This is a genomic window from Mucilaginibacter ximonensis, assembly GCF_042686265.1.
GTDB lineage: Bacteria > Bacteroidota > Bacteroidia > Sphingobacteriales > Sphingobacteriaceae > Mucilaginibacter > Mucilaginibacter ximonensis.
This window is the reverse complement of record NZ_JBHUPD010000001.1, coordinates 565365-577717: the sequence shown is the minus strand read 5'-3', so window position 1 is coordinate 577717 and position 12353 is coordinate 565365. Positions and strand designations below refer to the sequence as shown.

Genomic DNA, 12353 nt, shown 5'->3' with positions numbered 1-12353 from the left:
TTATTATAGTAATTTATTTTTAAGATCAACTAAATCAATGCCTCCAAAGTTGCCCGAGCTCATCATCAACAGATTTGTATAAGCTAACTTGGTACTTTCCAACTGCGCTGCCAGCTGCTTTGGATCGTTAAAAAAAGTTAAATCGTTTTTTGCGAATGCCTGTTTCACCACCTCTGCCGCGTAGGGTTCCATCTGTTTTTGCTCGAACGTTTTTTTGTCAATAAATACTATTGCTTCGTCGGCCTCATCCATTGTGCCGGCATATTCGGCTAAAAAGTCCTTATTTAAGCTGCTGAAGGTGTGCAGCTCAATACAGGCAATCAGTTTTCTGTCGGGAAACTGCATTTTGACCGCATGGATAGTCGCTTGCAATTTTGACGGCGAGTGTGCAAAATCTTTAAATACGGTTGCCGTATCATTTTTACCAACCAACTCTAAACGGCGGGCTGCGCCTTTAAAAGTGGTACTATATTGGTAAAAATCGGCTTTACTGATGCCTAGTTGTTCGCACACTAAACGGGCTGCCTGCAGGTTTAACAAGTTATGTTCGCCAAAAACCTGAAGCTCATATCTTTTCCCGTCAGCTAATATAGTTGTTACCCCATTTTCAATAATGTAATCAGGTAGCGTATAAGGCTGTTTTTGGATGTTAGACTTATCAGCAGCTACCACATTTTCTAATACTTCATCTGCTTTGCTATAAATCAGTGTACCGCCGGGCTGTATAGTCTCAATAAAAATTTGAAACTGATCCACATAGCTTTTAAATGTTGGAAACACATTGATGTGATCCCAGGCTATGCCGCTGATAACGCCTATATTTGCCTGGTAAAGGTGAAATTTTGGCCGCCTGTCAATCGGCGAAGCCAAATATTCGTCACCTTCAATAACCATAATCGGCGCATCTTTAGTGAGCTTTACCATGGTATCAAAACCTTCAAGCTGCGCCCCTACCAGGTAATCAAAATCTTTACCAGCAACTTGAAGGGCGTGCAAAATCATAGAGGTAACGGTTGTTTTGCCATGGCTGCCACCGATGACAACCCTCAGTTTATCCTTCGACTGCTCATAAACATATTCAGGATACGAATATACTTTCAGGCCCAGCTGCTGCGCTTTTAACAGCTCAGGATTATCAATACGGGCATGCATGCCTAATATAATAGCATCGAGATCTTTAGTGATTTTTTCAGGATACCAGCCAGCTTCTTTAGGCAGTATACCATGCCGTGCCAGCCTGGATACCGATGGCTCAAACAACACATCGTCTGAACCACTGACTTCAAAACCGTTTTTATGCAATGCTATGGCAAGGTTGTGCATAGCTGCACCACCAATGGCAATAAAATGTACCCTCATGCTGCAAATAAACGCAAAAACGCTTGGCTTAACAAAGATTTATTCTTTCAATAACAATACGGGTACAGCCGCGGTAGCAGCCAGTTGCTGCGATACACTATCGTGCAACAGCGATTGGAAAAAACTGTATTTATGTGGTAAGGCAATCACCAATTGCGCATCTTGCGTTGCGGCAAACTCCAGGATACCATTAATAACATCGGGGTTATTTACGTAACTATATTTTGGTTGATAGGGTTTCAGCATACCATACAAAGCGGTTTCTTCTGCCCTGCGCTCAGCATCTCCTGAAAGGTGTTTGGAATCTTTATCAATATTAACTACCAGCAGCTCAAATCTCTTTTTGTCAAGCAGGCGCTTTAATGATTCAAGCGGAACGGTTTCTTTTACTTTATTGAAGTCGCAGGCGACAACTACCTTTTCGATAGTCTCAAAAGTATAATGAGGTGGCACTACAATAACCGGTACGGGGCTGGCCTTTGATACCCTAACCACGTGCCCGCCTATCTCAACGTCGGTTTTGCTGGTGTTGCCTTTACTTCCCATAATCACCAGGTCGGCATTTTTTGCAGATACGTTCTCAACCACTGCACGCAGTAGGTGCGAACGATTCAGGTGTACGCTGATCTTAACTCCTTCCCTGACATGTTTTTGCAGCCTGTGTTGTAAATGTTCGAGTTTTTTAACACGATCCGCCGCTTCAATTTCAACCTCCTCTTCCGTTAGTTGCACCATATCGGCATTTGGCAGCATGGTTTCAATAGGCGATACGTAGTAGGCATTTAGTAATACGATGTGTTCAACGTTAGTTTGTTTACTTAGTTGGGCGGCAAATTCAGCAGCATTAACAGAAGCTTGCGAAAAGTCGATAGGTACAAGATAGGTTCTCATAGCAGTAGAAATTTTAAATATGTCATTTTGACTATTCAGGTATAAAAGTCAAATACAATACAAAGGTAATTGGTAACCTGTTGCACAGTGTCAAATAAAACACATAAATATAAATAGAGTTTTGCAGCAAGTCAACATGTATAGACTTGTTAGATGCATTAAGAAAACGTCATGCCGAACTTGTTTCGGCATGACATCGGTAGTAAATCTTACTTCACAAACTTTGCAGCCACCCAGTCGCTATCTTTTTTATGGGTGATGTATTTCAAGCCATATTTACGCGCCTCATCGGTGATGATCTCGAGGTCTGGCGTCTCATAGAAACCGCTGAAATAAATTTCGCCTTCAGGCTTTAAAACTTCGGCGTAACGAGCCATTTGATCAATCAGGATATTGCGATTGATGTTGGCCAGGATGATATCATATTGCTCGTCAGGAATGGCCTCTTTCGAGCCGCAACCGGCAGTTATATTAGCGATGTTATTCAACTGTGCGTTTTCGATGGTACTGTCATAACAAACCGGATCGTAATCAATAGCCAGAATATCGGTGGCACCTAGTTTCGAGGCCATGATAGCCAGGATACCCGTACCGCAGCCCATGTCCAGTACCTTTTTACCGGCGAAATCATTTTCCAGCATTAATTGTAAAACCATAGCCGTGGTTTGGTGATGCCCGGTGCCGAACGCCATCTTGGGGTCAATCACTATCTCGTATTCAAACTCAGGGTGAGCTTCATGAAATGTCGCACGCACAAAAACCTTATCTCCAATAGCGATGGGTTCGAAATTACTTTCCCATACCTCATTCCAGTTTTTTTGCGGGATGAGCGCTATCTCATAACTAAAAGTGAACATCTCGCGATAAGGCTCTAAAGCCTCGTCAAGCTGTGCCTGGTTAAAATCAGTTTCAGGAATATAAGCTTTAAAACCCAGATCGGTTTCTTCAAAAGTATCAAAGCCGATATCGCCCAGGGCGTTAATTAACAAATCCTGCTGATAATCCTCAGTAGTTATGGTGGTAAAAAGTACTTCGTAGTAATTCATGGTTTCTATTCGGTTTCGTCTTCTGATTTGGCTTTAGGTGCATGAATTGACTTCCAATCCAGCAGGTAGAGTATTAAAAAGTCAACCGTCCAATAATACAGTTGTACCGCCGTCATAAAACAGCCGGTGCTGTACAGTTTACTGCTACTGGTGGTTGAATCCCAAATAGTATAACTAATCCCGAAGGCAAATATCGCACAAATTAAAACCAAAACAGAAAAGATAGTGATAGCCGCTGCGCGGCTGACAACAATTTTTCTCCATAGCGGAAGGCAAATTAACAACTGGGTTAGCAACGCGATAGCAATTTGTACCGGCGCAAATATTTTATGGTAGGAAATTAAGCCATAAACGGTATCATCGCCCAAATTGTCCATGCTTACCTGGTGGAAAGATGGGCTGTATTTAATCAGCAACGCGAACGACCAAAAGGCAAATAAAGGGGGCAGTATTAATTTTACAAGGTATTTGAACATACTCCCCCCTTAACAAAAATATTAGTTAAATGCTTTAACGATATCGGTAAAATCGCGGGATTTTAATGAGGCGCCGCCTATAAGGCCGCCGTCGATATCGCCCTGAGCAAATAGTTCGTGCGCATTTTTAGGGTTACAGCTACCGCCATAAAGGATAGTTGTAGCATCGGCAACAGCCTGGTCATATTTAGCAGCAATTTCTTTGCGAATGAAAGCATGGATCTCCTGCGCTTGCTCTGCAGTAGCGGTAACACCGGTACCGATGGCCCAAACCGGCTCATAAGCTATAACCACCTTAGCAAATTGTGAAGCGTCCAGGTGGAAAATACCTTCAACCAGTTGCGATTTGATCACGTCGAAATGCGTATTTGCCTCACGCTCCTGCAATGTTTCGCCGATGCAGAAAATTGGTTTCAGATCATTAGCCAGCGCCGTATCGGTTTTCTTTGCCAACAGCTCATTGGTTTCGCCGAAATACTGGCGTCGCTCTGAGTGACCTAAAATCACGTAAGCGGCGCCAACAGATTTGATTTGCTTTGCTGATACCTCGCCGGTGAAAGCGCCACTTTCATTCTGATGGGCGTTTTGTGCGCCTACCGATACCTTTGCAGAACCTTTAGCTAATTGAGCAATACTATGCAAATGAATAAACGGACTGCAAACTACTACCTCTTGCGAACCGGTAGCCTCGTCTTTAACCATATTTAAGACTTCAGAAAATAAAGACAAACCTTCGTTGTAATCAAGGTTCATTTTCCAGTTTCCGGCAACAATTTTTTTTCTCATGATACTATAGTTGATTATGTTGATTAGGTCGGTTTGGGTTGATTAAGTTAACTATTCGCATAATCAACTACTCAACTATTCACCAACAATTAAAATACACTTCTAAAAGACTCGGTTAAGGCAAAAACCTCTTTTACGATGTCCTGTTCTACTTCATCAAAAACACGGTTATCGCGGCGAGGATAAACCAGCGCCTCGGTTTCGAACATTTTCTTTAACGAATAGGTTTCAAAACCCTGAGCACCACCCCAGGCAAAATCAGGCACGAAATTACGCGGATAGCCGGAGCCAAACACGTTGGCGCCCACACCTACTACGGTACCTGTATTAAACATGGTATTGATGCCACATTTGGCATGATCGGCCATGATGAGGCCACAAAACTGCAGGCCGGTTTTACGGAAGCGCTGTGTTGTATAATCCCACAGTTTCACTTCTGCATAGTTATTTTTCAGGTTCGAGTTGTTGCTGTCTGCACCGATGTTGCACCATTCGCCCAAAACGGAGTTTCCTAAGAAGCCTTCATGACCTTTTGACGAGTAACCCCAGATCACCGAATTGCTGATTTCGCCACCTACACGGCAAAAAGGGCCAATAGTGGTTGCACCATAGATCTTGCCGCCCATTTTTATCTGCGAATTATGACAGAGCGCAAATGCGCCGCGAATATTATTACCCTCCCAGACGCTGCTGTTGGCGCCCAGGTAAATCGGTCCGTTATTAGTGTTAAAGGTTGAGCATTCGGCTGTTGCACCTTCTTCGGCAAAAAAATCATTACCCAGTACGGTATTGGTGCTGCTGATTTCGGCGCTGCTGCGGCCCTTGGTTAGCAATCTGAAATCTTTGCGCAGCTCAATATCATTTTTGCTGAAGATATCTTCAGGGTGACGCAGGCTGATAAAAAAAGAATCATAACTAAGCACCTTCTCAAACTCAGCATCAATAGGTGCTTTGGCCGCAATCAGGAATTCGCTTTGTTTTAGCGCTTCTCCGGTTTTCAGGTTATTGATGGCTTCAAGCAGGTTATCATCCGGGCAGACTGAGCCATTGATATATAAATCATCAACACCACTTACCTGCGGATATTTAGCTTGTAAATATGGCTGCGTTTTAAAAGAATATTCAGTATTTAAATGCTTGGCCCATTTCTCGGCAATGGTTAAAATACCAATGCGCAGATCGGCTACAGGACGTGTGTATGTTAAAGGCAGTAACGCCTGGTGTGCGTTATCGTCGAACAGGATAATTGCCATGGCGCAAAAATAAAAAAAGTCCCGGCTTTGCAGCCGGGACTTTCAATATTTTATCAACAGAACTAAGATTAGTTTTTGTTGTAACGTGAACGGAATTTATCAATACGACCCGCAGTGTCAACCAGTTTCATCTTACCGGTATAGAATGGGTGTGATGTATGAGAAATCTCTAATTTCACTAATGGATATTCGTTACCGTCTTCCCATTTAATAGTCTCACGGGTATCGATGCATGATTTAGTCAAGAAAGCATAGTCGTTAGACATGTCTTTAAATACAACTAATCTATAGTTTGATGGATGCAGATCTTTTTTCATCGTCTTAATAATCTCTTCTTATTATAAAAGAGGTGCAAATGTAGCATTTTAATTCAAAAGTAAAAAGTCAAAATTAAAAAATTATCAACATAGCGCAGGCAGCAATTTTTATCGATTTAAAACGCATCAGCTGTTTCACGTAAAAATGAAACACTTTGAAACACCTTTTTAAGGTAAAAAACTAATAATCAGCATATTATAAAAACATACTGAAACACTTTGAAACAGTACAAAAGATTCAAATAAACTGCGTAAACATTTGGCTAACGATGATATAAGGCATTTTTAACATTTTTTAATTTTAGCGATGAAACACCTGGATGTGAAACACTTTTTTGCAAATTGTTGGTGACAACACCAACAAAGGCGGAAGTATCTATTCTTTAAGACTAAAAGTTGACTACCTACTTATCTCTAATCAACTATTCTCCAATCACTATTCTTTCCTGCACCAGCTCCACCAACACTCCCCCCGCGCTTTTTGGATGCACAAAGCAAACCAGCTTATTATCAGCACCTGGCCTAGGTTCATCGCTTAGCAAAATAAAACCTTGCGACTTTAACCGCGCCATTTCGGCTTGAATATCAGCCACCTCAAAGGCAATGTGATGTATGCCCTCCCCTTTTTTGTCGATAAATTTAGCTATTGGGCTATCGGTTGATAAGGCTTCTAACAACTCGATTTTATTGGGGCCGGTTTGCAGGAAAGCAGTTTTAATGCCTTCGCTCGCTACCTCCTCGATCTTGTAGATTTGAGTATTCAGCAATTGCTCATACAGGTTGCCGGCCGCTTTCAGGTCGCGCACGGCGATACCTATATGTTCAATTTTATTCAATTTGAGTTATTATTGATTAATCGGCAAATTGAATTTGCCATTAGTGATACTTTTTTCTGACCCATTGTGATAAAGTGTGCCCCTAAATGTGCCCTGTACCGTATTATTATCTATAGATGTAATCTTAACAGCCATACCACCGTCAGAGAGGTCGCTCACGTACTCATTTGGCGCACTGGCCGAAAATGGCCCAATTAAGTATTGAATAGATACAAAGCGTGAATCATCCACTCCCCCGGTATAAGTACCCGTACCAATTGTGGTTGCCGGCTCAGATATAACGATTGATATAGCATCAGCATCCTGATCAATACGTGTTGCGCCGTATAATGAAAGCTCAGAATTTGTGGCTAGCGAGCCACCGTTTTTACCCTTCATGAGCCGGGCCAAATTATTTGACGTAAAGTTAAACGACGTGCCATCCACATCAGCGGTGACATAATATGCGGGGGCTTGATTTTTGTCTTTTTTGCACGAGGCAAATAATACAAAAAAGCAGGCAATCAGTGTAAAAACTCTTTTCATAAGCAAGGTTTAAAAGGTTTATATTAATTAAAGATATAACCTTTTTTAAAAACCCAGCAAAATTTCGATAGTAATAATTCGATTTAAGCTTTACTTTGCGGTTGCCTCCCCTTCTTTCGGGGCTTCCAATTGTTGCGCCGGCGGTAGCTCGCACGGGTAACCAAACAGGCAACGCTGTTTAATAATAGCGGCTACCTCGTTAGGTACATATTGCTCCCAACCGGTTACGCCCTGCTTTATCAGTTGCATCACAATATCTGTTTGCACATGCAGGTTACTCTCGTTGTAATTGCTGATATCTTCGATCTTGTTATTAGCTATCAGGTACCGGTATAAGTCAATTAAATGCGGCGGCGGATAGAAACGCAGGCAGTTCATGATCACGCCGTTGCGTAGTGTAGGGTAAATAAACAGCTTCACCTTACGGCTAAACAGCGTGGCAAACGATTCGAGAATACCGCCGGGTAAATCTTTATAATGCACTTCTGAGAAAATGTACTCCAGGTTGGGATAGCCCAGCACTACTCCCATCTTAAGGTTGGTGATTTTTGAAATGTAGGCAACCAGCTTATAATATTCGTGAAAGTTGGATATCATAACCGTTTGCCCAAGCGAGCAAAGTATATCTACCCTGTCCAGGAAATCTTTTTCGTCAATCTCGGCGCTTTCATCGGCATTGCGTTCTTTCAGGGCCTGCAAGGTGAGTTCGCAAATCACGGCTACGTTTTTCTTATCGACATCGGGCTCAGCCTTAAATTGTTTCACACCGGTATTCAGCATATCCATGTGCACATTAATGAGCGGGCGAAAACGACCACGGATCATTACGATATGCTTTTTATACAACGCTTCTGACGGCTGCTGATTTTCACCATCCGGACCGAACAATGCAGCGTCTGAGAAACCGTATTTCACCAGGTGTAAACTCATCAACCGGTTATCTACCTTCTCAAAATTAGGTCCGTCAAAACGTATCATATCAATCTGTATCCTGTCTTTCGACAATTCATCCATCAGTGACAGTAAAAATATATTTGGTGTAGCGTGGTAATAAAAACAAGCGTAAACCAGGTTGACACCCAATACACCTACGGCTTGCTGTTGTTGATTGCTGTCATTATCCAGCAAGTTAACATGTATCACCACATCGTTATAGGGGCCGTTAGGCTCTAACTGAAAACGCAGGCCCATCCAGCCATGCGCCTGGTTGGTTTTATGATAATTAAGCGTTGACACCGTGTTGGAGAACGCAAAGAAAGTTGTATTGTCGCCTCTTTGTTTAGCCAAACGCTCTATCAGCAGGCTATACTCATGATCCAGCATCGCCATTAAACGCGATTCGCTAACGTAGCGCTTAACTTTGAGCGCGCCGTAAATAGCGTCAGACACGGTCATGTCATAAGCCGACATGGTCTTAGCAATAGTTCCTGATGATGCTCCGGCTTTGAAAAAGTTAGCGGCTACGTCCTGACCTGCGCCAATCTCGGCAAAAGAGCCATAAATCTGAGGGTCGAGATTAATGGCAAGGGCCTTTTGTTTTGTGCCGATATCTTTATTGTAAGTGATATTCATACACTTATATATTTGTAGTTATCATTGCCATTATCGTTAAAATAGCGACATAAAAGTACGACATTTTTAACAATGCGGCGAACTTATTATAAAACAGGCAAGACCAGTTAAAACACCACGAGTGCAGCATCACCTGCCTTAAATTTATTTCAGATATCATATAAAAGCTTAAATTATTAGTTTAAGATGACGGTTTTGCTATTTTATAAGTGATCTAAATAAAAATGTTTATATATCTTTGTACTATTAATATATTAAATATGAACGTCCCTATTTATCTTGATAATAACGCTACAACCCCAATGGATCCGCGGGTGCTTGAAGCTATGTTGCCTTACTTTCAAAACAAGTTTGGTAACGCAGCCAGCCGTAACCATGCTTTTGGTTGGGTTGCTGAAGAAGCTGTCGACTATGCTCGCGAGCAGGTTGCCAAATTAATTGGCTCAAGCGAGAAAGAGATTATCTTCACATCTGGCGCTACAGAATCAGACAACCTGGCTATTAAAGGTGTGTTTGAAATGTATAAAGAGAAAGGTAATCACATTATCACCGCAGTTACTGAGCATAAAGCTGTTTTGGATGCTTGCAAACACGTAGAGAAAATGGGCGGCAAGGTTACTTACCTGCCGGTTAAAGAAGATGGTTTGGTAGATTTAGCCGCTCTGGAGGCTGCCATGACTAACGAAACTATCCTGGTTTCGATCATGTACGGCAACAACGAGATTGGCGTAATACAACCTGTTAAAGAAATTGCTGCTATTGCCCACAAGTATGGTGCGCTGTTTATGACAGATGCTACGCAGGCTGTAGGTAAAATTCCGGTTGATGTGAATGCAGATGGCATTGATTTGCTGGCACTATCGGCACATAAAATTTACGGCCCAAAAGGTGTTGGCGCTTTGTATGTACGCCGTAAAGGACCGCGCGTTAAAGTTACCGCCCAAATGGATGGCGGCGGCCACGAGCGCGGTATGCGTTCAGGTACGCTGAACGTGCCGGGTATTGTTGGCCTGGGCAAAGCCTGCGAACTGTGCCGGCTTGAAATGGCTAGCGAAGCAAAACGTTTGTCAGCCCTGCGCGATAAGCTTGAAGCTTCATTAAGCCAATTAGAAGAAAGCTATGTTAACGGCAATGTAGAGCATCGCCTGCCACATGTAGCTAACATCAGCTTTAAATATGTTGAGGGCGAAGGTTTAATGATGGCGATGAAAGACCTGGCGGTATCTTCGGGATCTGCCTGTACATCAGCTTCATTAGAGCCATCATACGTGTTAAAAAGCTTAGGTTTATCTGATGATTTGGCACACTCTTCGATACGTTTTGGCTTAGGCAGATTTACTACCGAAGAAGAAGTTGACTACGCAATAGAGGTAACTAAAAACGCAGTGAATCATTTACGCGACCTGTCACCGCTTTGGGAAATGTTTAAAGACGGCATCGACCTGAACTCGATTGAGTGGGCAGAACACTAAGAAGTTGTACGTGAGACGTTATACGTTTTACGTTAATAGAATGTATAAATTAAACAAACAGTAAACAATTCTACGTATAACGTCAAACGTAATACGTAAAACACATAAGAAAATGGCATATTCAGATAAAGTAATTGATCATTACACCAACCCACGTAACGTTGGTACTTTAGACAAAGCTAGTCATAAAGTAGGTACCGGCCTTGTTGGTGCGCCTGAGTGCGGCGACGTAATGCGTCTGCAAATTGAAGTTGGCGATGACAATGTGATCACCGACGCTAAATTTAAAACCTTTGGCTGTGGTTCGGCTATTGCTTCTTCATCATTAGCTACCGAGTGGTTAAAAGGCAAAACAATTGATGATGCAATGAAAATTGACAACATGGATATTGTTGAAGAATTGGCATTGCCACCGGTTAAAATTCACTGCTCGGTATTAGCCGAGGATGCAATTAAAGCTGCTATCAACGACTTCCGCGTTAAAAACGGCATGGAGCCGATTGAACTGGAAAAATCGCACCACTAATTCAGTCTTGAGTCTTTAGCCAGAAGTCCTGAGGCAAGGACTATGGACTCAAGACTCAGAACTCAAGACTTAAAGACGATGGTAACTGTAACTGATAAAGCAAAAAGTAAAATAGAACACCTGATGCAGGATTCGGGCTTAGACGCCTCGTATTTTCTGAGAGTGTCTGTGCAGGGTGGCGGCTGTTCGGGGTTATCATATAACCTCGACTTTGACAACGAAGAAAAAAAGGGCGACCAGTTTTTCGAAGACAAAGGCGTGCGCATGGCACTGGATATGAAGTCGTTTTTATACCTGGCCGGCACTGAATTGGATTTCTCTGACGGTTTGAACGGTAAAGGATTCAACTTCCATAACCCTAACGCAACCCGCACCTGCGGATGCGGCGAAAGTTTTTCTGTATAAACTTATACTACATAAAAACAGAAAAGGCGCCTAAAAGCGCCTTTTCTGTTTTTATGATATTTGTCATTCTGAGCATCGCGAAGAATCTTATCCAAGCGACGGACAAAGCGCATAAGATTCTTCGCTATCGCTCAGAATGACAGCGGGATAATTACAGCATCCCGTTATTGTGCGTCATTACATCCGGAATTTGTTGCTGAATGCTCAGGACCTTTTCTATCTCTGCGCCAATCCCCCGCAAAATGTCATACCGCACAAATTGTATTCCATTCTCAACAACCTCCAGCTGGACAATCACAACGTCACCCTCTGCTATTATGCGATGGATTTTGCGTGATTCAAGTTTATATTTAGCCTGAACAATTTGCTTATTAATCTTAGCATCAGCCGTCGGGTCAATCATAATCCCATCAAAATCCCCCCTTGTCGTGTCTGCTACTGCGTCCCAGTGCTCAGCAAGTTGACCATCCTGAATCCTGAACAAATCGACAACAAAACGCTGCTTGCCCATAAAGGAAATATGTAACAAACCGGCCACCAGATTGCCATCGGCTAATAATAGTTTAACCGGCGATTTTTGTTCTGTAGACGATGGTAAAGTTTTCAGGAAGCAGATCATTTCACGCAAGCCTTCCCGGCCATCCTTTCCAGACGGACTATGCTGGATATAATTTCCGCTAACATAAGTATCAATTAACGCTTCGTTTCTTTGGCCGATAACGTGTTTATAAAAACCGGCCACTATAGTTTTATTGGATTTTGTTGCCATATCAAATTATTAGGCGCACTGCTATACCGCCCGTTAAATGTTCTAAATGAATTTTTGAGTTAATGCAATATTGATGTATGCCGATTAGATCGGCAACATAAAACCTGTTTAGCAGGCCGG

14 protein-coding genes are annotated in these 12353 nt (G+C 42.5%); 3 read left to right on the top strand and 11 right to left on the bottom strand.

What is annotated here, in order from left to right; genetic code table 11:
- Positions 1 to 3 precede the first annotated feature (3 nt).
- The 10 genes from ACFS5N_RS02585 to ACFS5N_RS02540 all read right to left on the bottom strand — a co-directional run bounded on the left by ACFS5N_RS02585 (position 4) and on the right by ACFS5N_RS02540 (position 9061).
- On the bottom strand, positions 4 to 1359 hold the full coding sequence (locus tag ACFS5N_RS02585) for a UDP-N-acetylmuramate--L-alanine ligase (protein ID WP_377181925.1): 1356 nt from the start codon (positions 1357 to 1359) through the stop codon (positions 4 to 6).
- A 39-nt stretch (positions 1360 to 1398) separates the two neighbouring features.
- Positions 1399 to 2250, bottom strand: a complete 852-nt coding sequence (locus ACFS5N_RS02580; protein WP_377181923.1) for a universal stress protein — start codon at positions 2248 to 2250, stop codon at positions 1399 to 1401.
- Between the two features lie 209 nt (positions 2251 to 2459).
- Positions 2460 to 3296 carry a 50S ribosomal protein L11 methyltransferase gene (gene prmA / locus ACFS5N_RS02575; RefSeq protein WP_377181921.1) on the bottom strand — a complete coding sequence of 279 codons (837 nt, stop codon included), beginning with the start codon at positions 3294 to 3296 and terminating at the stop codon, positions 2460 to 2462.
- Positions 3297 to 3301: 5 nt separating this feature from the next.
- A complete protein-coding gene (locus ACFS5N_RS02570) occupies positions 3302 to 3772 on the bottom strand; it encodes a hypothetical protein (RefSeq protein WP_377181919.1) in 471 nt (156 codons plus the stop codon).
- Between the two features lie 21 nt (positions 3773 to 3793).
- Positions 3794 to 4558, bottom strand: coding sequence for a triose-phosphate isomerase (gene tpiA, locus ACFS5N_RS02565; RefSeq protein WP_377181917.1), 765 nt, complete (start codon positions 4556 to 4558; stop codon positions 3794 to 3796).
- Between the two features lie 89 nt (positions 4559 to 4647).
- Entirely contained in the window at positions 4648 to 5811 is a 1164-nt protein-coding gene (locus ACFS5N_RS02560) for a GlmU family protein (RefSeq protein ID WP_377181915.1), read from the bottom strand.
- A 68-nt stretch (positions 5812 to 5879) separates the two neighbouring features.
- The gene (locus ACFS5N_RS02555) at positions 5880 to 6128 is read right to left on the bottom strand and encodes a type B 50S ribosomal protein L31 (protein ID WP_377181913.1); all 249 of its coding nucleotides are present in this window, start codon (positions 6126 to 6128) and stop codon (positions 5880 to 5882) included.
- A gap of 422 nt (positions 6129 to 6550) precedes the next feature.
- On the bottom strand, positions 6551 to 6964 hold the full coding sequence (mce, locus tag ACFS5N_RS02550) for a methylmalonyl-CoA epimerase (protein ID WP_377181911.1): 414 nt from the start codon (positions 6962 to 6964) through the stop codon (positions 6551 to 6553).
- Between the two features lie 9 nt (positions 6965 to 6973).
- The gene (locus ACFS5N_RS02545) at positions 6974 to 7489 is read right to left on the bottom strand and encodes a hypothetical protein (RefSeq protein ID WP_377181909.1); all 516 of its coding nucleotides are present in this window, start codon (positions 7487 to 7489) and stop codon (positions 6974 to 6976) included.
- A 90-nt stretch (positions 7490 to 7579) separates the two neighbouring features.
- On the bottom strand, positions 7580 to 9061 hold the full coding sequence (locus ACFS5N_RS02540) for a TonB-dependent receptor (RefSeq protein WP_377181907.1): 1482 nt from the start codon (positions 9059 to 9061) through the stop codon (positions 7580 to 7582).
- Between the two features lie 260 nt (positions 9062 to 9321).
- On the opposite strand from ACFS5N_RS02540, the gene ACFS5N_RS02535 reads away from it, so the two are divergent.
- The 3 genes from ACFS5N_RS02535 (at position 9322) to ACFS5N_RS02525 (ending at position 11464) form a co-directional block, all read left to right on the top strand.
- A complete protein-coding gene (locus ACFS5N_RS02535) occupies positions 9322 to 10533 on the top strand; it encodes an IscS subfamily cysteine desulfurase (protein ID WP_377181905.1) in 1212 nt (403 codons plus the stop codon).
- A gap of 112 nt (positions 10534 to 10645) precedes the next feature.
- On the top strand, positions 10646 to 11059 hold the full coding sequence (gene iscU, locus ACFS5N_RS02530) for a Fe-S cluster assembly scaffold IscU (RefSeq protein ID WP_377181903.1): 414 nt from the start codon (positions 10646 to 10648) through the stop codon (positions 11057 to 11059).
- 78 nt (positions 11060 to 11137) lie between these two features.
- On the top strand, positions 11138 to 11464 hold the full coding sequence (locus ACFS5N_RS02525) for a HesB/IscA family protein (RefSeq protein WP_065999069.1): 327 nt from the start codon (positions 11138 to 11140) through the stop codon (positions 11462 to 11464).
- Positions 11465 to 11615: 151 nt separating this feature from the next.
- Here ACFS5N_RS02525 and ACFS5N_RS02520 read toward each other — a convergent pair whose 3' ends face one another.
- Complete coding sequence (locus ACFS5N_RS02520) at positions 11616 to 12233, bottom strand: nuclear transport factor 2 family protein (protein WP_377181901.1); 618 nt, start codon at positions 12231 to 12233, stop codon at positions 11616 to 11618.
- Between the last annotated feature and the right edge of the window lie 120 nt (positions 12234 to 12353).